Source organism: Cellulosimicrobium sp. NPDC030954, from assembly GCF_055571305.1.
In genome coordinates this window covers 1,010,274-1,032,932 of record NZ_JBVIFN010000001.1, presented here as the reverse complement: position 1 = coordinate 1,032,932, position 22,659 = coordinate 1,010,274, and the positions used below count along the sequence as shown (strand labels likewise).

Annotated in this window: 17 protein-coding genes; 1 reads left to right on the top strand and 16 read right to left on the bottom strand. The window is 72.0% G+C overall.

Annotated features, from left to right (window positions below):
• Positions 1–2: 2 nt before the first annotated feature.
• The 14 genes from ACZ402_RS04375 to ACZ402_RS04310 form a co-directional block, all read right to left on the bottom strand.
• A complete protein-coding gene (locus tag ACZ402_RS04375; RefSeq protein WP_375824206.1) occupies positions 3–2,225 on the bottom strand; it encodes a hypothetical protein in 2,223 nt (740 codons plus the stop codon).
• The gene (locus ACZ402_RS04370; RefSeq protein WP_375824205.1) at positions 2,222–3,472 is read right to left on the bottom strand and encodes an acyltransferase family protein; all 1,251 of its coding nucleotides are present in this window, start codon (positions 3,470–3,472) and stop codon (positions 2,222–2,224) included. Before ACZ402_RS04370 ends, ACZ402_RS04375 begins: the two co-directional genes overlap by 4 nt.
• The gene (locus ACZ402_RS04365) at positions 3,469–4,365 is read right to left on the bottom strand and encodes a glycosyltransferase family 2 protein (RefSeq protein ID WP_253053191.1); all 897 of its coding nucleotides are present in this window, start codon (positions 4,363–4,365) and stop codon (positions 3,469–3,471) included. Before ACZ402_RS04365 ends, ACZ402_RS04370 begins: the two co-directional genes overlap by 4 nt.
• Positions 4,365–6,035 carry a glycosyltransferase gene (locus tag ACZ402_RS04360; RefSeq protein WP_375824204.1) on the bottom strand — a complete coding sequence of 557 codons (1,671 nt, stop codon included), beginning with the start codon at positions 6,033–6,035 and terminating at the stop codon, positions 4,365–4,367. The genes ACZ402_RS04365 and ACZ402_RS04360 overlap by 1 nt, the downstream gene beginning before the upstream one ends.
• Positions 6,032–6,778 (bottom strand): ABC transporter ATP-binding protein, encoded by a 747-nt coding sequence (locus ACZ402_RS04355; RefSeq protein WP_253053187.1) that lies wholly within the window; start codon positions 6,776–6,778, stop codon positions 6,032–6,034. Before ACZ402_RS04355 ends, ACZ402_RS04360 begins: the two co-directional genes overlap by 4 nt.
• A gap of 11 nt (positions 6,779–6,789) precedes the next feature.
• Positions 6,790–7,653 carry an ABC transporter permease gene (locus tag ACZ402_RS04350; protein WP_375824203.1) on the bottom strand — a complete coding sequence of 288 codons (864 nt, stop codon included), beginning with the start codon at positions 7,651–7,653 and terminating at the stop codon, positions 6,790–6,792.
• Complete coding sequence (glf, locus tag ACZ402_RS04345; protein ID WP_375824202.1) at positions 7,650–8,837, bottom strand: UDP-galactopyranose mutase; 1,188 nt, start codon at positions 8,835–8,837, stop codon at positions 7,650–7,652. The genes ACZ402_RS04350 and glf overlap by 4 nt, the downstream gene beginning before the upstream one ends.
• Before the next feature lie 98 nt (positions 8,838–8,935).
• Positions 8,936–10,996, bottom strand: a complete 2,061-nt coding sequence (locus ACZ402_RS04340) for a DUF6541 family protein (protein ID WP_375824201.1) — start codon at positions 10,994–10,996, stop codon at positions 8,936–8,938.
• Between the two features lie 3 nt (positions 10,997–10,999).
• On the bottom strand, positions 11,000–11,833 hold the full coding sequence (locus ACZ402_RS04335) for a glycosyltransferase (RefSeq protein WP_375824200.1): 834 nt from the start codon (positions 11,831–11,833) through the stop codon (positions 11,000–11,002).
• Positions 11,830–12,789 carry a glycosyltransferase family 2 protein gene (locus ACZ402_RS04330; RefSeq protein WP_375824199.1) on the bottom strand — a complete coding sequence of 320 codons (960 nt, stop codon included), beginning with the start codon at positions 12,787–12,789 and terminating at the stop codon, positions 11,830–11,832. The genes ACZ402_RS04335 and ACZ402_RS04330 overlap by 4 nt, the downstream gene beginning before the upstream one ends.
• 140 nt (positions 12,790–12,929) lie before the next feature.
• On the bottom strand, positions 12,930–14,240 hold the full coding sequence (locus ACZ402_RS04325) for a nucleotide sugar dehydrogenase (RefSeq protein WP_375824198.1): 1,311 nt from the start codon (positions 14,238–14,240) through the stop codon (positions 12,930–12,932).
• Positions 14,241–14,418: 178 nt separating this feature from the next.
• Positions 14,419–16,533, bottom strand: a complete 2,115-nt coding sequence (locus ACZ402_RS04320; RefSeq protein WP_375824197.1) for a cell wall-binding repeat-containing protein — start codon at positions 16,531–16,533, stop codon at positions 14,419–14,421.
• A gap of 164 nt (positions 16,534–16,697) precedes the next feature.
• Entirely contained in the window at positions 16,698–17,831 is a 1,134-nt protein-coding gene (locus tag ACZ402_RS04315) for an acyltransferase (protein WP_375824196.1), read from the bottom strand.
• Between the two features lie 67 nt (positions 17,832–17,898).
• Entirely contained in the window at positions 17,899–19,125 is a 1,227-nt protein-coding gene (locus tag ACZ402_RS04310; RefSeq protein ID WP_353708689.1) for a cell wall-binding repeat-containing protein, read from the bottom strand.
• 275 nt (positions 19,126–19,400) lie between these two features.
• On the opposite strand from ACZ402_RS04310, the gene wecB reads away from it, so the two are divergent.
• Entirely contained in the window at positions 19,401–20,480 is a 1,080-nt protein-coding gene (gene wecB / locus ACZ402_RS04305) for a non-hydrolyzing UDP-N-acetylglucosamine 2-epimerase (RefSeq protein WP_353708688.1), read from the top strand.
• On the opposite strand, the gene ACZ402_RS04300 is transcribed toward wecB, so the two are convergent.
• Together ACZ402_RS04300 and ACZ402_RS04295 are read right to left on the bottom strand one after the other, a co-directional pair.
• A complete protein-coding gene (locus ACZ402_RS04300) occupies positions 20,470–21,549 on the bottom strand; it encodes a glycosyltransferase (protein WP_375824194.1) in 1,080 nt (359 codons plus the stop codon). The two genes, wecB and ACZ402_RS04300, sit on opposite strands and share 11 nt — an antisense overlap.
• Positions 21,546–22,655, bottom strand: a complete 1,110-nt coding sequence (locus ACZ402_RS04295; RefSeq protein ID WP_375824193.1) for a glycosyltransferase — start codon at positions 22,653–22,655, stop codon at positions 21,546–21,548. Before ACZ402_RS04295 ends, ACZ402_RS04300 begins: the two co-directional genes overlap by 4 nt.
• Positions 22,656–22,659: the final 4 nt, after the last annotated feature.

Here is a 22,659-nt window from a genome sequence, read left to right as displayed (position 1 = left end):
GCTCACACCTCGGTGCCGGCGGGGGTCGTGCTCCGTCGGCTCCGGAACCCCTGGAACGCGCAGAGCCCCACCGCGCCCAGCAGCGCCACGACCAGGCCACCGAGCTCCAGCGTCCACCCCGGCGGCCGGAACGACACCTCGACCGTCTCGCCGACGCTGTCGCCGTCGAGCTCGACCGTGAGGAGGAAGTCTCCCGTCGGTGCCGCCAGCTCACCGCCGGCGACGCGGTACCCGGGCCAGGCCATCCGGCTGAGGACGATCGTCCCGCCGGACTCGGGCACGTCCGTCACGCGGAGCGTCGTCACGTCGTCGCTCACCGACTCCTCCACCACCTCGACCCCGTCGGAGGCGTAGGTCACGTGGCCGGGTCCGGGCACCGCGACGTCCCGGGTCCACAGCTCGGTCGAGTGCCCGGTCGTCGCGACGTGCCAGCCCGCAGGCGGCGTGGGAACACCGTCCGGGAACGCCGACAGGACGAGCTGGACGTTGCCGATCCCCATGAGGTCGACGAGCGGGGACGACGTCCCCTCCACCTCCGCGAACAGCGCGTCGAGCGAGCCGGCGCACGACTCCCCCCGGTTGCTCACGCACAGGGTCTCCGAGTACGCCGCGAACCCCACGGGCGTGTAGACGTTCTGCACCGGAGCCGGATTGAGGTACCACGTGTTCGCGAGCAGCGTCTCCTCCCAGACCTCCGGGCCGGGGGCCTGCGTCGGGGCACCCACGACGAACACGTTCTCCTCGACCCCGTCGAGCTGTCGCTGGTACTCGGCCACGGCCGACGGCATGCCGAAGTCGGCGAGCGGTGGGTCCGGCTGGTAGCGGTGCTGCACCACGACGTTCGCCGAGGTCGCCAGGACGGCCACGAGCGCGAGCGGCAGCGCACGCCGCCCGGCGGTGGTCCGGAGGAGGACGAAGTACGTCGCGCCGACCACGAGCAGGACGGCCACCGCGACGGCGAGCGGCCTGCCCCACCCGGGTACCTGGACGAACGCCAGGTAGGCGCCGATCAGGACGAGCGCGACGAAGACCGCGCCCCGCGCGAGGGTCACGCGCGCGACGAGCGCGCGGCTGAGCACGACCGCGAGCAGGACGAGCGCCGCGAGCGAGACGTACGGCATCATCCGCACCGGGATGCGGAGCGGGCCGGCATAGCTCGGCCCGACGACCCACAGGACCATGACGAGGAGGAACAGCCCGATCCCCACGAGCTCCCGAGCGTCGCGTGCGATCTTGCGGACGTCGACGAACGCGACGAGCGGGAGCGCCCAGGAGATGTAGAGCATCGGGACGACGGCGAACGCGCCCCACCAGGCCGAGACCTCGGGTCTCGCCGTCGAGATCGCGGAGGCGAGAAGTCCGTTGAGGTCGGCGACGAGGAAGCCGTCGTTGAGGATCGAGCTTCCCTGGCGCACCGTGACGTCGGCGGAGAGGACGCCGGGGAGGTAGACCGCCACGGCGACGAGCCCGAGCAGGACGCTCGCGCCGAGGACGACGAGAGCGCCCCGCCGCTGGCCCGCGATCATCGCGTCGACCAGCACGGCACAGATGACGAAGACCAGCGCGATCGTGCCGTGGACGTAGCCGACCGTCACGACGAGATACCCGGCGACGAGCATCCCGACCGGGTTGCGACCGCGGGCCGCGCGGCGCGCCATCCACCAGAACCACGGGATGCCCGCCGAGGTGAACAGTCCCGTCACCCAGGTGGTCGCGTCCATGTAGAAGGTGAACCCCGCCAGCGGGAAGCCGATGCCCGCGAGGAGCGCCCAGTGGCGGTGCCCCCCGAAGTCGCGGACCAGGCCGTACGCGCCGACGGCTGCGACGCCCATCACGGCCGCCTTCACCGCGGTCGAGAACACGACCGCGTCCGGAGCGTAGGACGCCAGAAGACCGATCAGGAGCACGACGGGGTTCAGCAGCCCCCACTGCCCCTCGACGAAGTAGTTCCCGGCCGCCCAGGTGTCCGTCTCGAGGAACGAGAACCCGCCCTCGCGCAAGAGCTCGCCGATGCGGAACCAGATCCCGTACGCGCCGATCTGCGTGTCGTCGTTGAAGTAGTAACGAGGCGCTCGCACGAGCGGGACCAGGGCGAGCAGCATCACGACGAGCGCCCCCGAGGCCGCCCACGCGACCTCGACGGCACGCCCTGCCCGCGGTGAGGCGGCCACCGCGCCGGTACCAGCGGCGGACGTCGTCCGCGGTGTCTCGGTCCCGGCGCTCATCCGACCCGCTCCTCGGGCGCCGTCGTGGGTACGCCGACGGACGGGCGTGGTCGCTCGACCGGGCCGGGCGGCGGCGTCCTCCCGGACGACGACATGCGCTTGATCGCCAGCCGCGCAGGCTCCTCGAACCAGCGCCAGAGCGCGTAGCCCACGGCGAGCGCGGCGAACGGCAGGAGCACGAACGCGATCTTCGACCCGGGCGTCCCGGGCGCCATCCACGCAAAGCGGCCCTGCGACCACCACACCGGCTCGATGAGGAGCATGTGCACCATGTAGACGCTGTACGAGGCGGCCCCGCCGATCACGAACCACCGGGTGCCGAGGAGCCTGACGACGTGCCGGTCCCCGATCGCCAGGAGCCCCACGAGGAGGACGAACAGCGGCGTCACGAGCGGTGCGAGCTCGGGGTGGCCGACGGCGTCGACCCCGTACAGCCAGGCCAGGATCAGCAGGATCACCCCGAGCGCGGCGTGGCTCGCGACGGCGCGCGAGCGGGTGGTGAGCCGAAGCTGTCGCACGCCCTCGTAGACCAGGGCGCCCGCGACGAAGCAGCACAGGATGCGGAGCATCCAGGCCCAGGGGTAGTACATCGTGCCGTACGCGACGACGAAGACCAGCAACGGGACGAGTGCGACGAACGCGAGCACGAAGAGGCTGGTCGCCCGGAGCGAGCGGCCGAGCCGGAGGAACAGGAGCGCCATGATCGGGAAGAGCGCGTAGGCGAAGGCCTCGGCGGAGACGGACCAGGCCGGGCCGTTCCACATCAGGCGGTCGGTGTCGCCCTCCGTCCACAGCGCGACGAGGAAGCTCTGGCGCAGGAAGCTCGGCACCGTGAAGTCCCGGGGCGGGACCGGGTCGGTGCTGACACGCATGATCAGCCCGTGCCAGAGACCCGCCGCGAGGAGCGTCACGAAGAACACCGGCCACACGCGGGCGATCCGCGCCCAGTAGAACCGCGCCGTCGACACCCGCTGCATCGAGCGACCCATCCGGGCCGAGTAGTTGAGCGCCAGCACGAACCCGCTGAGCGTGAAGAAGAGGTCGACGCCGAGCTCGCCGTGCGACAGCAGCGGCCCCGCCCAGGACTCCGTCCCGGGGAACTCGCTGTAGAGGTTTCCCCGGATGTGGAAGACGACGACCCAGACCGCCGCGACGATCCGCACTCCGGTGAGGGCACGGACGTGCCCGATCTCCGTCGTCGGGACGTCCGCCCCCGGAGAGGCGGACGCCGCCGCGCCGTTCGTCATCGCGTCGTTCTCGGCTTCTCGATCTCGGGACGGAACACCACACCCTTCGCGGCCGCCTTGACCAGCCGCAGGCGCAGCCGCCACGGCACGCTCGACCGGGTGAGCTGCTTCGTCATGTTCTCGACGAGCGACGCCGCGAGCGTCGGGCTGCGGAAGGCGCGCGCGGACGCGATCTGGTTGCGGACCCCGTACTCGAACTTCCAGATGTTGCCGTCGTTGACGTCGCCGAAGTTGACCCCGCGGTTCTGCGGCAGGAGGTGGTTGACCTTCGACGACGGGAGGAAGATCCCCGGGCGGTACTTCGCCAGGCGCTGGGTGTACTCCGCGTCGTCGTACCAGATGAAGAAGTTCGCGCTCGGCAGGCCGACCGCGTGCACGGCCTCTCGCGTGATGAGGACCGAGACGAACGAGCACGACTTCATCAGGGTGAAGTCGGCACCCATGGCCAGCGGGCGCGCGAAGTCCCACGTCGGCTCCGGGGTGTTCATCTCGCAGAGGGAGCCGTCCTTCCACAGGACCATGCTGCAGGCGAAGCTCGGCAGGTACCCGAGCGTCTCCGTGGCGCGGTCGAGCCCGGAGACGAGCTCGCCGAGCGCCTCGACCTGCGGGACGGTGTCGTCGTCCATGAGCCACATCGCGTCGTACCCGAGCTCGTACGCGAGCTCGGTCCCGGTGGCGAAGCCCCCGGCGCCCCCGGTGTTCTCCGGGAGCCGGCGCACGGTGGCCGGGACGGAGAACTCGCGCGACGAGAGGAACTCGGCCGTGCCGTCGTCCGAGGCGTTGTCGATGATCACCAGGCGATCGGGCAGCCGGTCCTGCGCCTCGAGCGCGTCGAGCGTCTGCTCGAGCAGCGCTCGACGGTTGTAGGTCACGACGACAGCGGCGACGCGCATCAGTTCTTCTCCTTCAGTTCCTCGAGCCGTCGCGCGAGGAACGCGCTGGCCGGCTCGACCTCGTGCAGTGCCTGGATGAGCTGGGTCTGCTCACGTCGTGCGCGCTCGTAGGCGTCCGGGTCTCCGGCCAGGCGTACGAGAGCCTGCGTCGCACCGCTGAGAAAGCCACGGGGCGCGCGGGGGACGAGGAGCATCGGGGCGACGACGGTCCGCTGGCTCCCGACGTCCGCGGACAGCACGAGGACGCCGTGCTCCTCCGCCTCGAGGGACGTGAGCGTCAGTCCCTCGTTGTCGCTCGAGATCACGAGCACGTCCACGTCGTCCATGAAGTCGCCGACGGGCCCCCAGGGGCGCCGCTCGATCACGCCCTCGAGGCCCTCCTTGCGGATGCGGTCGCTCGTCATGGCGCCGAGCACGCCGCTGCCCTGCATGACGAACGCGAAGTCGGCGGGTGCCTTCGCGTGCAGCCGTGCCGCGAGCGCGACGAAGAGGAACGGCCGCTTCTGCGGCGCCAGGCGCCCGAGGTACCCGATCCGCAGCGGGCCCTCTGACCGCCGTCGTGCCGCGGGGACGGGCGGGACACCGGAGGTCAGGGGCCGGTAGACGAGCTTGCGGCGGTCGACCTCCGAGTCGAGCAGATAGAGGTCACGGAGCTCCGGCGAGATCACGTGGTGCTCGTCGATCAGGTCCGAGAGCTCGATGCTCTGACGGACGAACCCGCCCGTACGGTGCTCGACGATGTGGGTGCTGTCCAGCACCTCCACGGACGGCGCGACGTGACGGAGCTCAGGCAGGAACGCGTACGCACGGCGCGAGTGGTGCACGTGCAGCAGCGTCGGCCGGTACGTGCGGACGAGGGCGGTGAGGAACGCGCCCCAGTCCTCCTCGGCGAGGGAGTTCGCCGCGACGAAGACGTCGTCGGTGATCTCGAGCATCCTGTCGAGCTGGCGCTGCGGAGCGGCCACGTCCGCGGTCACCACGACCCGGTAGCCGGCGGCCGCGGCGAGCTCGGCGGACTGCACGGCCCACGACTCGGCCCCGCCGGACTCGAACCAGTGCATCGCGATCCACGCCACCGGCTCCTCCCCCGTCGTCAGCGGGGAGCCGCCGGCGGTGGTGAGGTGCTCGACCTGGGGGCGGAGGACCGAACGCCGGTGCTCGACACGGGTGTTGCGCCCCTGACGCCACTCGTCGAGAAGGAGCGGCGCCTTCTCGTAGATCTTCTTGTACACGCCACCGACGACCCGACGCTTGAGCGAGTCGGGCTGGAGGAAGTGGAACTCGCCCGCCTCGTCGAGGAGCGTCGTCGTCGGGACCACGAGAGTACGGCCGACCGCCTCCTGGCGTCCGGGCTCACCCTCGACCGAGACCCGTCCGACCGCGTCGCCCTCGGCGAAGCGGCCGCCGGCGACGGCTGGGTCCACGTCTATCGGGGCGGGGAAGGGCTCGTGCTCGCTCGAGACGACGAGGAGCTCGAGCGGAGCCCCGGGGTGAGCCAGGGCGAGGCTGCGGACCGCAGCGTCGAACCACGCGGCCCCCAGCCTCTGCGCGATCCCCCGTCCCGTCTCGGTCAGGCTGACCCGTGCGACGCGTCCCCCTAGTCGACGCGTCAGCGCGGCAGCGATCTCCACCTCCACGCCCTGCGTCTCGCTCACGTCGGGTCCACTCATCCGTTTCCTCCTCGCAGGTGGGCGATCGCGTCTCCGACCGGCCCGTCGCTGACGACGTGCCCGTGCTCGAGCAGGATCGCCCGGTCGCACAGCTGCTCGATCATGTTGAGGTCGTGGCTCACGATCACGAGCGCCTTGCCGCTCGCCTTGAGCTCGCGGATCCTCGCCAAGCACTTCTTCTGGAAGGGCTCGTCGCCGACCGCCAGAATCTCGTCGACGAGGAACACGTCGGGATCAGTGTGCACGGCGACGGCGAACGCGAGCCGCAGGAACATGCCGGAGGAGTAGAACTTGACCTCGGTGTCGATGAACGACTCGATCTCGCTGAAGGCAACGATCGCGTCGAACTTCGAGTCGATCTCCGCCTCGGTCATGCCGAGGATCGCGCCGTTGAGGTAGACGTTCTCCCGCCCCGTCAGGTCGGGGTGGAACCCCGCTCCGACCTCGATCAGGCCTGCGATCTTGCCCCGGACCCCGACCCGGCCGGAGTCTGCCCGCATCACGCCCGAGATGAGCTTGAGCAGCGTGCTCTTCCCGGAGCCGTTGAGGCCGAGGAGCGCGACCGCCTCGCCGTCGTCGACCTCGAAGCTCACGTCGTGCAGCGCCACGAAGTCGGACGACTGCTTCTCGCCGCGACGGACGATGGCGCGCACGACACGGTCCTTCAGCGTGTGGGTGTGCTGCAGGACGAACCGCTTGCCGATCCCGGCCACGACGATCCGTGCCTGCTGTGTCTCGACCATGGTGGACAACGTCAGAGCTCCTGGGCGAATCGGCCGTCGAGTCGCCGGAAGACGACCTGTCCGGCGAGGAGGACGAGGAACGAGAGGACGACCGCGGAGATCGTCGACCACAGGAGGCCCGGAGGCATGGCACCCGTCCGGTCGGTCCCGGGGAACCAGAAGCACAGGTGGAACAGCTCGACCGCGGCGGTCATGGGGTTCGCCTGGTAGATCCACCACAGGACGCCGTCCCCGATGGCGTCCCTGACGTTCTGCCACTGGTACAGCACGGGCGAGAGCCAGGTGGCGACCATGAGCATCAGGTCCACGATGTTCTCGGCGTCGCGGAACAGCACGTTCAGCGCCCCGAAGAGCAGGCCGAGGCCGAGCGAGAGGACGGCGATGATGACGATCCCGAGCAGACCCGCACCGAGCTCGAACAGCGACGGCTGCCACCCCGCGATCAGCGCACCGAGGATCAGCACCACGAGCTGCGGCAGGAAGTGCACGACGGCGACCCAGACCGACGCGACGGGGAAGAGCTCACGCGGCAGGTAGATCTTCTTGACCAGGGCGGCGTTGCCCACGATCGAGCGGGTGGCGTTGCCGAACGCCTCGCTGAAGAAGTTGACGGCGACGACGCCGGAGAACAGGTAGACGGCGAAGTCCTCGACGTTCTCGTTCATCCGCAGGAAGACGCCCACGGCGAAGTAGAAGACGACGAACTGGACGGCCGGCTTCACGTACGACCAGAGCAGGCCGAGGAAGGATCCTCGGTACCGCACCCGGAGCTCCTTGCGCACCAGCAGGCGCGCGAGGAATCGGCGGCGGAGGACGTCGAGCAGCCCGGCTCCCTTGCCGGGCTCGACGAACGCCTCCTGGGGGGCGACGGTCACTCTTCGACTCCTCCGCTCTGGATCTCGGCCCCGCCGCCGAAGTGCGGCGCGAGCTTGTTGTCCACCATCGACAGGGCAGCGCCGATGGCCATGTGCATGTCGAGGTACTTGTAGGTGCCGAGACGTCCCCCGAACAGGACGTCGCGCTCCGCGGCCGCGAGGTCGCGGTAGCGCAGGAGGCGCTCCCGGTCTGCAGCCGTGTTCACCGGGTAGTACGGCTCGTCCTCGCGCTGCGCGAACCGCGAGAACTCGCGCATGATGACGGTCTTGTCCGTCGGGTAGTCGCGCTCGGGGTGGAAGTGCCGGAACTCGTGGATCCGGGTGTACGGGACGTCCGCGTCCGCGTAGTTCATGACGGAGGTGCCCTGGAAGTCGCCGACCGGGAGCACCTCCTCCTCGAAGTCGAGCGTGCGCCACGACAGGTCGCCCTCGGCGTAGTCGAAGTAGCGGTCCACGGGCCCCGTGTAGACCACGGGGACGTTGCCGACGACGTTCTCCTTGTTGACCGGCTGCGTCGTGTCGAAGAAGTCGACGCCCAGGCGGACCTCGATGTTCGGGTGGTCGGCCATCCGCTCGAGCCAGGCCGTGTAGCCGTCGACCGGCAGGCCCTCGTGCGCGTCGTTGAAGTACCGGTTGTCGTACGTGTAGCGCACGGGCAGCCGCGAGATGATCGACGCGGGCAGGTCGCGCGGGTCCGTCTGCCACTGCTTCGCGGTGTACTCGCGGATGAACGCCTCGTAGAGGGGCCGTCCGATGAGGGAGACGCCCTGCTCGTCGAGGTTCGCCGGCCTCTTGCCGCCCAGCTCCGCGGAGAGCTCCTTGACGAGCGCGCGCGCCGCGTCGGGGCCGTGCGCGGAGCGGAAGAACTGGTTGATCGTGCCGAGGTTGATCGGCATCGGGAACACCTCGCCGCGGTGCGTGGTGTACACGCGGTGCACGTAGCTCGTGAACGCCGTGAAGCGGTTCACGTACTCCCAGACGCGCTCGTTGGACGTGTGGAACAGGTGGGCGCCGTAGCGGTGCACCTCGATCCCCGTCGTCTGCTCCGCCTCGCTGAAGGCGTTGCCCCCGATGTGCGGCCGTCGGTCGATCACGAGGACCTTCCGGCCGTACTCCTCGGCGATCCGCTCAGCGACCGTCAGGCCGAAGAACCCCGAGCCCACGACGACAAGATCCGCGTCCACACATACTCCTAGTCTTGGAAGACAGCCGCACTAGCGTAGCCGTTCGGCAGGTGCCGGACGGACGGCGTGGTCGGCCCCGCAGAGCCGCCACAGGACCTTCACGAGCCGCCGTCGCCCTCGAGCCCGCACGCGGTGATGCGGTAGAGGCGGGCGTCGCCCTCCTGGGCGACGAGTTCGCCGACACCGGCCTCGACGAGGCCGTCGAGACCCTCGAACCCTGCCGGAGGAGTCCCCCACAGCAGCCGACCGCCGCGCATGACGTACCCGACGTCGAGGTCCTCGACGGCCTCGCAGACGCTCGGGTCGGTGAGGGCGTCGCGCAGGTGGCCCGCGACGAGGAGCCGGTCCTCGTCGAGCCGGATCCCCGTGTGCGGGAAGACCGACTCGCGCCCGGCGAGCGCCCACGTCAGCGAGCTCCCGTCCCACGGGTTGCCCACGACGGCCACGCCCTCCGGGACGACCTCGGCCACCGTCTCCAGGATCTCGATCTCGTCCGCGTCGAGCAGCCCGGCAGACCCCTCTGCGGACGGGTCGACCCGGTACACGTGGGACACGTAGGCGAAGGACTCGCGCATCGTGGCGGTGCGCGGGAGCAGGACCGACACGGCGACCGCGAGGACCACGGTGACGGCAGCGACGACGAGCGCCGCACGCCGTCCGTCCGGGTGCAGCGAGAACGGGCCGGTCGGCACCCGCGCGAGGCGGAGCAGCGCGGTCACCGCCCAGCCCGCACCGACGACCGCGAGCGGCACGCCGAGCAGCGGCAGGAGCGCCGAGATGCGCTGCGGGTCCGCGTACCAGTAGCCCGTGAGCAGGGGGCGCAGCGGGCTGTCGACGCCGCGGACGACGACGTAGAGGACCGCGACGATCCCGTAGGAGAAGGGCAGCCACCGCCAGCGCGCGACGGTCAGGCACACCACGGCACCGAGGACGACGAGACCCGCCACGACCAGGTTGGGGACCCCCGTCGCGAGGTTCTCCGGCTCGGGGAAGTTCGGCGTGGTCGACGGGTGCATCGCCGTCAGGTCGAGGACCTCGCGCGCCGCGTGCCGCCACGACGCCGTCACCTCCCAGGAGCTCTTCTCGCGGAACTGGTCGATCATCGACACCCGTCCCAGCGCCCAGTATCCGATCCCCGCACCCGCCACCGTCAGCACCGCCGGGAGCGCCGCGACCACCGGGCCGTGGCCACGGCGCCGCAACCGCCCCGTCGTCTGGACGAGGGCCGTCACGACCACCGGGACGACGACGTACCACAGCGCGAACAGCCCGTTCGGCTGGGCGAGCACGAGAGTGACCATGCCGAGCAGGGCACCTGCCGCGGGCGGCAGGCGGCGGGGGCCCGTCCTGCGGACCAGCGCCAGGACGCACAGCGCGAGGGCTGCGGGAAGCACCGCGTAGGAGAGGAAGTTCGGGTACAGCAGGCCGAACGAGAACAGCCGGTTCGGGTACTGCGTGAACGCGAAGGACAGCGGCGCGACCAGGCCGAGCAGCACGGGCGACGTCCCCAGGAACGTCCGGGCGAGGGCGAGCAGTCCCGCGACCCAGACGACCGAGCCGACGAGGACCGAGACCCAGTTCGCCGCGACGGCGATGTCCGTACCGGTGAGCTGGACCACCAGGGAGACGATCCCGTGCCACAGACCGGGATAGAACGCCGTCGGGGTGTCCGGGACGGTCAGGTTCATGTGGAGCGAGGACGCGTCGCCTCGATCGAGGACGAGGGCGACCGAGTTCAGGTGGAACGGGGTGTCGAAGGTCTGGGCCACGCGATCCGGTCCCCCGACCGCGACGAGCGTGCGCCGCACCTGGAGCACGACCGCCGTCACGCTCGTCACGAGCACCACCGCCGCGAGCAGGCGTCGCGACGGGTGGGGGCCGCGGGGGCGGGGTGCCCACGGGCCGCACGCCCGCCGGAGCAGGAGCGCGACGGCGGCGATCACGACGCTCCCGGCGACGACCGGCCAGGTCCCCCACGGCACCCCGGCGGCGCCTGCGACGATCGCGACGACCCCGATCGCGCCGCCGCCGAGCAGAGGTGCCGAGCCCAGCGCGACGAGGCCGCGCAGCCCCAGCGCGTACGCGGGCAGGATGCCCGGCAGGAACAGGACGAGCACGGAGGCGACGGCGACGGGCCACGTCGCGAGCCACTCGGCCATCGTTCAACCTCTCCGGTCCGCCAGGAACGTGCGGTACAGCGCCGTCCGGACCTTCTCCGGGACGAGACGGTACCCACCCCGTACGACGACGTTGCGCAGCGCCTGTGCCCGCGACGTGAAGCCGATGCGCCGCATCCGGCGCTGGAGCTCGATCTCCGACCGCAGCAGGCGTGTCCCGCCGCGCCGCGCGTACGCGCCCGCACCCACCCGGTAGAGCAGGAGCGGCTCGGGGAGGTTGCGGCCGCGGGCCCCACGGGCGAGCATGCGGGCGAACAGCCAGTAGTCCTCGAGGAGCGGCAGATCCTGGTAGCCGCCCGCGGCCTCGACCGCGGACCGGCGGTACACGACCGTCGGGTGGTTGAACGGCGAGTGGAAGCGCGCCCCCGAGTCGATGTCGCTGCTCGACAGCGGCGGTACCCGCACGAGGCCCGGCTCGTCCTCGGAGACGAACTCCTGGATCGCGGACCCGACGATGTCGTACCCCTCGGCGACGAGCGGGATCTGGCGCGCGAACCGCTCGGGCCGGCACACGTCGTCGGCGTCCGTGCGGGCGACGATCTCGTGGCTGCACCGCGCGAGCCCCGCCTCGAGCGCGAGCGCGAGCCCCACGTTGCGCTCGAGCCGGACGACGGTCACCTTCTGCCCCACCGACTCGATCTCGGCGACGACCTCGCCGAGCGCGGGACCCACCGGTCCGTCCTGGACGAGCACCACCTCGTCGGGCGGGAGGTCCTGCTCCGACGTCGCCGACCGGAAGGCCCGGCGCAGGTGGGCGGCGTCGTCACCGTGGTAGACCGGCAGCAGGAGCGAGAACGGTGGCAGCGACGCGTCGGTCATGCCGCGGGCCCCCGCCGCCCGCGCCCGACGTCGAGCGCGTCGACCTCCGTCGTCACCGCGCCCATCTCCGCCAGCACCGCGGCGTTGCGCCGCGGACCGCGGAGCAGCCCGTCGCGCGCACCGCGCAGACCTGCCGAACGCAGGAGGTCACGGTTCCGGGAGCCACGGAAGGTGCGCGCCCACCGACGCAGCGACGCCCCGAGGTAGAGGACGCGCTCCTCCGGGGAGAGCGACGGCGACCGCAGCAGCATCCAGAGCTTGTTGCGCACCTCGTAGTAGAAGCGCTCGCCCGGGTCCGCGTCCGTCGACCCGAACTTCTTGGTCCGGTGCTCGACGACGGACGCGGGCACGTGCAGGCCCGTCCCCCGTCGCAGCAACCGGGCCGAGTACTCGAAGTCGTCGTTCCAGATGAAGTAGTCGGCGACCGGCAGCCCGTGGTGCCGGACCGCACGGGAATCCACGAGCATCGAGACGAACGACGACGACCGCACCGGCATCGCACCGGCCTCGCGCGCGTGCGCGATCTGCTCCGCGGACGCTCCCGGCCGTCGGCGCGGCGTGTTCATCGGGTGGTCCCGCCCGTCGTGCCAGACGACGCGGCTGCCCAGCAGCGCGACCGGCCCCGGGTAGGCGTCGCGCGCGGCGAGCAGCTCGGCGAGAGCCGTCGGCGTCGGGATCGTGTCGTCGTCCATGAGCCACACGAGGTCGGCCCCGTGCGCCTCGACCGCGTGCGCGAGGCCGACCGCGAAGCCGCCCGCCCCGCCGGTGTTGCGCGACAGCTCGACGACGTCCGCCCCCACCACGTGCTCCCCCGCCACCGCGGCCGAGTCGTCGTGGGACGCGTTGTCGACGACGACGACGGCGTCGAGCGGACGGGTCTGCGCGGCGAGCGCGTCGAGCGCCTCGACGAGCAGGTCACGTCGGTCGTAGGCGACGACGACCGCGGCGATTCGCATGGAGAACCTCGGGATCTGCTGGACAGGGACGGGCGAGGGCGCTCGTGCAGGATAGTCCACCCGCTGAGGGTGGCTGCGCAGGTCAGGAGCCCTGCCGGCGGGCGGACGGGCGTCGCGCGGAGGGAGGTCCGTCCGGCGGCTCAGGCCGCGTCGGGGGCGTCGCCCCGCCCGAGCACGACGCGCGGCACCCCGGCCCAGCGCCCGGCGTCCGTGACCCCACGACCGTCGACGACGAGGCGCGCGCCGGGCACGCTCTCGCGACCGACCTGACGGTAGTCGGCGTGGTCGGTCTGGACCACGACGACGTCCGCCTCGTCACCCAGGTGGAACGGCGCGAGTCCGAGCGCGGCGAGCTCGGCGTCGGAGTAGAGAGGATCGTGCACGCGGACCGACGCACCCCGCTCCTCCAGCGCCCGGACGGTGGCGAAGACCCCGGAGAACGCCGTCTCCTTCACCCCGCCGCGGTACGCGGCACCGAGCACGACGGCGTTCAGACCGTCGAGCGACCCCAGAAGGTCGGTCGCACGAGCCACGACGCGTTCCGGCATGGATACGTTGACCGCGCGGGCCTCGCGCACGATGGACGCGTCGGGGTCGACCGACAGGTACAGCCGCGGGTACACCGGGATGCAGTGCCCGCCGACGGCGATGCCGGGCCGGTGGATGTGGCTGTACGGCTGGGAGTTGCTCGCGTCGATGACGGCGTGCACGTCGATCCCCTGCTTGTCGGCGAACAGCGCGAACTGGTTGGCGAGGCCGATGTTCACGTCGCGGTAGGTCGTCTCGGCGAGCTTCGCGAGCTCGGACGCCTCGGCCGAGCCGAGGTCCCAGACGCCGTTCGGGCGGTCCAGGTCCGGGCGCTCGTCGAAGTCGAGCACGGCCTCGTAGAACTCGCGGGCGCGCACGGCGCCCTCGGGGGACAACCCACCGACGAGCTTGGGGTACTTGCGCAGGTCGGCGAACACCCGACCCGTGAGCACGCGCTCCGGCGAGAACACCAGGTGGAAGTCCTCTCCCTCCACCAGTCCCGAGATCTCCTCCAGCATCGGCTTCCACCGGTTCCGCGTCGTGCCGACGGGGAGCGTCGTCTCGTACGAGACGAGCGTCCCCGGCGTCAGGTGCTCCGCGAGGGACCTCGTCGCGGCGTCCATCCAGCCGAAGTCCGGCGCTGCCGTCTCCTCGTCGACGAACAGCGGGACCACGAGCACGACGGCGTCGGCACCCGGGATCGCCTCGGAATAGTCGGTGGTCGCGCGCAGCCGTCCGGCCGGGACCAGCTCCGCGAGCTTCTCGGCGAGGTACGCCTCGCCCGGGAACGGCTCCCGGCCCTCGTTGACCGTGGCGACCGTACCGGCGTTGACGTCGACTCCGATCACCTCGTGTCCCTTGGACGCGAACTGGACGGCCAGGGGAAGGCCGATCTTCCCCAGGGCGACGACGGCGATGCGCATCGAGTGTTCCTTCCGGCGAGCGGGTGGTCGGTCCGGCAGCGTGTCCCGGATCCGGGGGACCGCGACGGTGTCGTTCAGCGTCGAGCGGTCGGACCACCGTGCAGGATACGCGAGGCGCCGATCATCGCGGCAGCCGGTCGCTCACCTCGACGAGGAGCGGCACGTCCGAGCGCGTGGGTCAGGGCGCGGGCTCGCTCAGGTACCCGGCGAGCGCGGCGCGCACGGGGTCGGACACCACACCCGGACCACCGAGCACGACGATCCGCGCGGGGTCGAGCCGCTCGAGCTCCGCCGCCACGGCAGCGGGAAGGCTGTCCCTCACGGTGAGGAGCACCGGCCCACCACCCGCTCCGGCCGCGGGCGCTCCGGAGAGCCCATCCGGGAAGTTGAGCCCGTTCGCGACGTAGACGACGGGGACACCAGGGTCGAACGTCGCGGCCGAGATCGCGGCCGACGTCGCGGAGCGGTCCGCTCCCGCGGCGCGGGTCACGCTCTTCGACGGGGTGTACTCGGCGAGCTGCTTCGCGACGGCGGCGGAGACCGAACCGGTGCCTCCCAGCACGACGATCCGGCCCGGACGCAGCCGCCGGAGCTCGGCCGCGACCGACCCGGGGACGGCGTTCTGGCTGATGAGCAGCACCGGCGCCTTCCGAGCCCCCGCCGCGGGGGCGCCGGAGAGCGCATCCGCGAACGCCAGACCGTTCGCGACGTAGGCCACCTCGACTCCGGGGGCGAAGGTGGCAGTCGAGATCGCCGCCGAGGTGGCGAACCTGTCGGCCCCGGAGAGGCGGCTCACCTGCCCTGTCGCCGTCAGGCTCTTCAGCTGGGTGACCACGTCCGCGGAGACCACCCCGGCACCGCCGAGGACGACGATCCGCTCCGGTCGGAGCCGCTTGAGCTCGTCCACGACGGGGTTCGGCACCGTCGTGGGCCCGACCAGGAGCATCGGGGCACCGGAGGCGGCAGCGGCCGGTCCTCCGGACAACGCGTCCGGGAACGCCATGCCGTTCGCGACGTACGCGACCTTCACCCCGGGCGCAAAGGTGGCGGCCGAGATCGCCGCGGACGTCGCGAACCGGTCGGCACCCGAGATCCGCTCGACCGCGGTGCCGAGCTCTCCGAAGTACTGGGAGGCACGGCTCTGGATGTACGACAGCTTCCCGTAGGCGAGCGTGCCGGGGCACTCGGTCTGATGGGTGTCCCGGTGACCGAAGACCTTGGGGAGGACCACCGACTGTCCGGCCTCGAACCGGCCGCCGGCCGTCCTGCTCGCCGCGGTGAACGTTGCCTTCCCTGCCGGGTCGACGCCGTACTGCGCGAGCCGGTAGGCGATGATCTTCGCGACGCCGTCGAGCTGCGCCGTCGAGGGTGCCACGTTCGTGTAGGTGCCGACCATCGCTACCCCGACCGTGCCCGTGTTGAAGCCACCGGTGTGCGCTCCGATGAGCGCTCGCTCGATGCTGCCATCGGCCCCCTCGTAGACGTTCCCCCACTTGTCGACCAGGAAGTTGTAGCCGATGTCGCACCAGTCGTTCCCGGACTGGTGGAACGCCTGGTCGTTCCTGATGATCTGCATGGCCTCGGCCATCGACGTGTAGTCGTTCGCGTTCACCGTGTGATGGACCGCACCGCCCTTGAGCGTCGCTGCCGAGCCCCAGGCGCAGGACGCCGGAGCCGCGCCCCACTGCTCACGCGTGATGATCGTCGGGAAGGGGGTCTCCGCAGCCGAGACCGCAGCGGCCCCAGCCACCGGCGCGGCCCCGGACCTCTGTGCGGCCGCCGAGCCTGTCGGTTCGGAGGAGACCGTCGTGACCTGGACGCCGTCGGGCAGGGTCGCGTCGTCGTCGACGGTGGCGATCTCCACCGCGTCCGAGTCGCCCACGTACACGGTGCTCGACGACACGACGTCGCTCGTCGCGGCGTCCGCTCCGTCTGTCGCCCGGTCCACGTGGGTCCATGGACCCCACGACCCGTCGACGGCCCGCGCGCGCAGCCGGATCTCGGGCACGGCTGCGTCGATCTCGGACGACCACGTCACGGCGGCGGTCTGGAAGCTCTCCGCGACGGCGACGGCACCGTTCTCGGCGACGTCGTGCGTCTCGACCTGAGCCGCCTGAGGACCCACCTGGGGCAGGGCGGCGGCGACCGGTGGCGCGTCAGCCTGCCCCGCCGTTGGCTCGAGCACGGACGACCGGGGCAGGGCGCTCCCCGCCGGTGCGAGCACCACGGAGAGCACGAGCAACGGGGTGACGCCGTACGAGAGAGCCTTGCCCGCGACGGAACGTGCCGACACCGGCGCACTCTTCGTGACGCTCGGCCTCGGTGTGGTCCGTGCAGAGTGACGCGCCACGGGATCGCCTCCTAGGGATGCGCGGAATGTCCGCCTCGACACAGAATGCGGACGAAGGGAACTTAGCCCAGATCACGGCCCGGGAGAAGCGCCGCGTCCTGACGCGCCTACAGGACGCGTCGGACGACCGGGACCCGGCGGAGCAGGAGCACGATCGCGTAGGTCACCACGAGGACGAAGACCACACGCCCGAGCATCAGCGGGGCCGAGCCCGCCGCCTTGGCGCCCCCCAGGACAGGCAGCGCCAGCATCAGGTTCCACACGATCAGGTGGAGCACGAACACGCCGAGCGTCGCGTCTCCCGCGACACGACCAACCGCAGCGGCGCGAGGCGTGGCCAGCAGACCGAGCAGACCGCCCGGCCTCACCACGCTCTTGACGACGAGATACACGAGGACGGCGTAGACCTGGACCTGGACGCCGTAGTACGTCGTCGGCAGGAGCTGGCGCACGAGCTCCGGTGCCGCAGGGTTCTCCCAGAGCCACCACTGCACCACGCCGATCCCCGCCGCGCCGACGGCTGCCGCGGCGAGGACCCAGCCGCGCAGCACGACGTCGCGCAGGCCCCAGCCCAGCAGGTAGAGGCCGAGGTACGGGATCCACCACGTCCAGGCCGTGTGCACCCACGCGACCGGTAGCCCGAGGACACCCTCGGCGGCTGCGGACGCAGCCGTCATCCCGACGAGTGCGGCTCCGGCGACGCACACCGGGCGTCGTCCTGTCGTGCTCACCCACGGCACGAGCACCGGGGTGACCAGCGCGAGCCCGAGCACGATCCAGAAGAAGTAGAGCGCGGTGTAGAGCCGCCCCGTCGCGGACTGCTCGACGAACGCGCGCACGCCGAGGTTCTCGCCCAGCACCGCCACGCAGAAGGCCCACCAGACCAGGTGCCACACGACCACGGCGGGGAGCAGGCGCAGCGCTCGCTTGCGCAGGAAGGCCCCGGCCCCGGCATACCGTGCTGGGTCGAGCAGCAACGCCCCGCTGACCAGGACGAACGCCGGGACGGCATAGTCCGATCCGAAGTCGAGCCAGATCGCCAGGTTGCCGTGGAACGTCCCCCGGGCGCCGTCGACGATGGCGTCGTGACCGACGACGTGGATGCACACGACGGCGGCGATCGCGAGGACACGAAGCCACGAGACCCATTCGAGGCCGGTGACGCCGGCGGTCGGCAGCCGCGACGACGCCGCGATGGCCTCGCGGGAGGGCACCGGGGTGGAAGGAGGGGGGGAGGCCACGGGCAGGAGCGTACCGGGGCCCCCGGACGAGGTGTCCGAGGGCCCCGGCTACCGAGGGCCGGGCGACTCAGCAGGTCGTCAGGTTCTCCACGGCGGCATCGAGCACGCCCGGGCCGCCGATGACGTAGAAGCTCGTGACTCCCCACGAACGCGGGTCACGCACGGCCTGCGCAGGGATGCACGACGGCAGCGACAGGTAGAGCGGCTCGAAGAAGTATCCCGCCATAGCCCCTGCTGAGAGGGCGTCCGGGAAGTTGAGGCCGGAGGTGTAGTTCACGGAGCCCGGCGTCAGCACGCCGTCGGCGTGGAGCAGGCCGAAGAGGTAGGCGTTGATCGCGTTCGCGGTGCCGAACCGGTCGTTGCCGGCGAGTCGCGTCGGGACGGTCACCCAGGGCTGAGCCAGGAGGTTGCGCTCGTAGGCCGACGAGATCGACGCCGCCCCGCCCGCGAGGAAGAGGTACTCCGCGCCGAGCCTGTCGCGCAGGAGGACCGTCGTCGCCGCGTCGGCCGTCGTCGCCCGCCCGTCGACGAGCACCACGGGCGAACCGACCGTCGCCGCGGCCGCGCTCGCCGCGAGGGCGTCGGCGTAGCCCGTGCCGCTGGCGAGGTACGCGATCCTCGAGGCGTCCATCCCGCGCGCGGCGTAGTCGAAGCCGCGCTGGACCACGACGCGCGACGTCTCATAGCGGTCCCGACCGGCGTCCCGCCGGATGTTCGGCTGGATCGCCGCGAGCTGCGCGTACGCCGCGTCGGACACCGAGGCGGTTCCGCCGACGACGACGATCCGTGCCGGGTGGAGGCGCTCGATCTCCCACAGCACGACCTCCGGGATCGCGGCGGCCGGGGTCAGGAGCAGCGGGCCGCGGTTGAACGCCGCGGCCGGCGCCGCCGACAGCGCGTCGGCGTAGCCCATCCCGCTCGCGACGTACACCACCGGCGCCGCCTGCTCGTCGGCGTCGATGCGACCGTTCAGGACACCGGACCGCCCGCCGTCGCCGAGGCCGTAGAGGTGCGAGACGGCGACGGCGGTCTCCCAGCGGTTCTGGCCGTACACGCGGTCGACGCTCTCGTCCGCCGCGACGGCGAGCGCGGCGGGCTCGGCCCCGAACGCCCGAGCGGCGAGGGCTTCGACGGCGACCGAGTCAACGGGCTCGGTGTCCTGGGGACGGAAGGCCCGGAGGTGGGCGACCCGCTCCTGGGCGGCCGCGACGAGCGCCGCGTCGGCGCCGTCCGGGGTGCTGGGAGCGGCCTGGGCGGGAGCTGCGAAGAGGGCACCCGCGGTGACCGTCGCCACCGCGCACGCGAACGCAACGACCCGGGACCGGGCCGTGCGCGAACTTCCTGTTGCCATGGGCATCTCGACTTCCTCGACGATTTGCTCGAAACGGGTGAACCCGTCGACGACGGCCCCCCGAGCGCCGTGATCGTAGCGTTCCCGAACGCGGGGAGGAAGCCGCTGTCCGACCGACACCCACGCGGGGCCGTCGACGGGCACGCCAGCCGCGAGGGCGACCTCTCGACGAGTGCCCTGCGGAGCCTGACGCCCGGCTCCCGTTAGCATCGATGTCCGTGAAGATCCTCAGCGTCGTGGGCGCGCGCCCGCAGTTCGTCAAGCTCGCCCCGATCGCCCACGCCGCGACCGCCGCCGGCGTCGAGCACGTCATCGTCCACACGGGGCAGCACTACGACCCGATGCTCTCGGACGTCTTCTTCTCGGAGCTCGGCATCCCCGACCCGGACGTCCACCTCGGTGTCGGGTCCGGGAGCCACGGCGTCCAGACCGGAGCGATCCTCGGTGCGCTCGACGCCGTCCTCGACGCTCACGCCCCAAGCTGGGTGCTCGTCTACGGAGACACCAACTCGACGCTCGCCGCGGCCTTGAGCGCCGTCAAGCTCCATCGCCCGATCGCGCACCTCGAGGCGGGACTGCGGTCCTTCAACCGTCGGATGCCCGAGGAGCACAACCGCGTGCTCACCGACCACGCCGCGGACCTGTGCCTCGCGCCGACGCAGGTGGCGATGGACCACCTCGCCGCCGAGGGGCTCGCGGCACGCTCCGTGCTCGTCGGGGACGTCATGACCGACGTCCTCCACCAGGTACGCGACGCCGTTGCCGACCGCCCGCTCCCGCTGCTCGCCGAGGCCGGCCTCGAACCCGGGGGGTACTACCTCGCGACCTTGCACCGTGCCGAGAACACCGACGACCCCGCGCGGCTCCGCGACCTCGTCGCCAGCCTCGCAGGGCTCGACCGGCCCGTCCTGCTGCTCGCCCACCCTCGTCTCGTCGCGAAGTGCGCCGAGCACGGTATCGAGCTCGAGACGGGAGCTCTCCGTCCCCGCTCGCCGCTCGCCTATCCGGACCTCGTGGCGGCGGTCTCCGCCAGCGCCGGCGTCGTCACCGACTCCGGCGGCCTGCAGAAGGAGGCCTTCCTCCTGCGCGTCCCGTGCACGACGCTGCGGACCGAGACCGAGTGGGTGGAGACCGTCGAACTCGGCTGGAACGTCCTCGCCCAGCCGGACCAGGTCCGCGACGCGGTGACCCGTCCTGCGCCAGAAGCGACCGGAGCCGCGCCGTACGGGGACGGGCGCGCGGCGGAGCGCGTCATCGACGTGCTGCTCCGTGACGCGCCGGGCGAGGTCAGCGCATGACCTGCCGGTACGCGGACTCGTAGCCCCGACGTACCGTCGCGGCCGAGAAGCGGTCACCGACCGTCGCGGCGACGTCCGCGGCGGAGAGCTCGGCGGTCCGTCCGAGGACGGCACACACCGCACGCGCGTACGCCGCCCCGGACTGCGTGCCCACCAGCTCTCCCACCGCGGGGTCCAGGTATTCGGCGTGACCACCGTTCGCGCCGGCGACGACAGGCCGGCCGTGGACGAGCGCCTCCGCGGCAGAGACGCAGAAGTTCTCGCGGAGCGTGGGCAGCAGGAAGAGGTCGGCCCGGTCGAGCTCGGCGAACACGCGGGGTGCGGGTAGGCGGCCGACCAGCCGGAGCCGGTCCGCGACGCCCCGCTCCCCAGCCCGACGCAGCACGTCCTCGCGCAGCGGCCCGTCCCCCACCCAGGTCAGCGACACGTCCGGTACGTCCGCGGCGAGGAGCGCGAGGGCGTCGACGGCCGTGAGCGGGTCCTTGCCCGGTACGAGACCGCCCACGGCCACGAGCCGGCCCGCCCGCGGCCGGGGCACCACGGCGTCGGGCGGCTCCACGACGCACGGCACGACCTCCACCGGTCCGCGCCGGAGACGCCCGACGGGCCGGGCGAGATACTCGCACACGGCCGTGACGGCGTCGGGCCGGGCGAGCGCGCGGCCGAGCAACGGCATGGCTGCCCGCCACGCCCAGGGGAGCGAGCTCGGGTTGGAGATGCCCGACCAGTGCTCCGTGTGCACCCACGGCACACCCGGGCGGCGGGCGAGGAACGGCAGGAGCGACGGAAAGGCCATCGTGTGCACGACGTCGAACCCCCGCGCGAGACGACGCGCCGCCCGGGACGCGCGGATCCAGTGATCGGGCCGCGCAGGGTCCATCGGCACCTGCCGGACGACGACGCCGCCACGCACCGAGAACGGGTCGCCGGACGCGAGGCGGGGCGCGACGAGATGGAGGACCTCGACGTCGTGCGCGGCCGCCAGCGTCAGCACGTCCTTCTCGACGAACGCACCGGTCGCGGGGTCGTCCACGCTGGGGTACCACGCCGTGACCACGAGGATCCTCATGCCGCACCCGCCCCGCGCGTCGGGCGCGAGCGACCCGCGAGCGCCGACGCGACCATGAACCGTAGCGGGGCCTCGCGGTGGAACGACCACCGCACGTCGCGCGGCACGAGCGTCCCGGGCCGGCCGAACCGTCGCCGCGCGACGGAGGCCGCGACGAGGACGTCGGCTCCGACCGTCGTGTCCAGGACCGCGTCAAGCAGCGCCCGGTCGGCACGAGAGAAGGGCGCGGCCGCCCGGGGGGCCGCACCAAGGAGCTCGACCGTGGCCTTCCGGAGCGCGGTGCGGTCGTCGGGCCCCCAGGCCGTGGCGTCGGGCCGGTTGTGGACGGCGCCGAAGACATGGATACGGACGAGCTTCCGTACGACCGCGTCGCGGACGTCCTGCGGCAGGTCTCGCAGTTCGCGGACGACGCGCGGGACGTAGGCGAGCTCGGTACCGACCGGTCTGGACTCTCTCGTGACCCTGCCCGCAGTGTCGTCCATCACCACGTACGCCGGGCCGCGGTCGAGACTCACGGCCGCACTGGAGAACCACAGCGCGTGCACGTAGGAGATGTCCTCCCCCACCTCCACGTCCGGGGTGAAGCGCAGGGCGCCGAACCGAGCCGTCGACACCAGGCCGAGCGGCGCGCTGCGGTAGGCCAGACGATCGCGGACCCCGTCGAGGTGCGCGCGGCGCCAGGGCCGCGCGGGCGGCGTCCGCATCGGGGGGCCCGCCTCGTGGCGCACCCGTGCGACGACGACGTCCGCACGGTCCCGCCGCGCGGTCCGGAGCCACGAGTCGACCGCCCCCGGCTCGAGCGCGTCGTCCGAGCCCAGGACGGACGTGAACGGTGCCGTGGCAGAGTCGAGACCGTGGTTGAACGGGCCTGCCGGCGATCGGACCCCGTCCCGGTGCTCCAGGACGCGTACCCCCTCGCCCAGGCCGTCGAGGAGCGGAGCCACCGAGTGCGCCCCGATCTCGTGGCAGACCACCGTGACGCGCACGCGCGCCCGGTTCCGTAGCGCCGAGCCCACGGCCCGTGCGACGGGGCGACGGACGTCGTGGACCGCGACGACGACGTCGACGTCGGGTCCACGTTCGGGAGCGGAGACATCAGCATGCACGGAG

What these genes read in the sequence shown, in the direction of transcription:
- ACZ402_RS04330 (WP_375824199.1), bottom strand. Translation starts at nt 12,789, where the DNA reads ATGCGAATCGCCGCGGTCGTCGTCGCCTACGACCGACGTGACCTGCTC.
- ACZ402_RS04355 (WP_253053187.1), bottom strand. Translation starts at nt 6,778, where the DNA reads ATGGTCGAGACACAGCAGGCACGGATCGTCGTGGCCGGGATCGGCAAG.
- ACZ402_RS04325 (WP_375824198.1), bottom strand. Translation starts at nt 14,240, where the DNA reads ATGCGCATCGCCGTCGTCGCCCTGGGGAAGATCGGCCTTCCCCTGGCC.
- ACZ402_RS04300 (WP_375824194.1), bottom strand. Translation starts at nt 21,549, where the DNA reads ATGAGGATCCTCGTGGTCACGGCGTGGTACCCCAGCGTGGACGACCCC.
- ACZ402_RS04370 (WP_375824205.1), bottom strand. Translation starts at nt 3,472, where the DNA reads ATGACGAACGGCGCGGCGGCGTCCGCCTCTCCGGGGGCGGACGTCCCG.
- ACZ402_RS04360 (WP_375824204.1), bottom strand. Translation starts at nt 6,035, where the DNA reads ATGAGTGGACCCGACGTGAGCGAGACGCAGGGCGTGGAGGTGGAGATC.
- ACZ402_RS04375 (WP_375824206.1), bottom strand. Translation starts at nt 2,225, where the DNA reads ATGAGCGCCGGGACCGAGACACCGCGGACGACGTCCGCCGCTGGTACC.
- ACZ402_RS04340 (WP_375824201.1), bottom strand. Translation starts at nt 10,996, where the DNA reads ATGGCCGAGTGGCTCGCGACGTGGCCCGTCGCCGTCGCCTCCGTGCTC.
- ACZ402_RS04365 (WP_253053191.1), bottom strand. Translation starts at nt 4,365, where the DNA reads ATGCGCGTCGCCGCTGTCGTCGTGACCTACAACCGTCGAGCGCTGCTC.
- ACZ402_RS04335 (WP_375824200.1), bottom strand. Translation starts at nt 11,833, where the DNA reads ATGACCGACGCGTCGCTGCCACCGTTCTCGCTCCTGCTGCCGGTCTAC.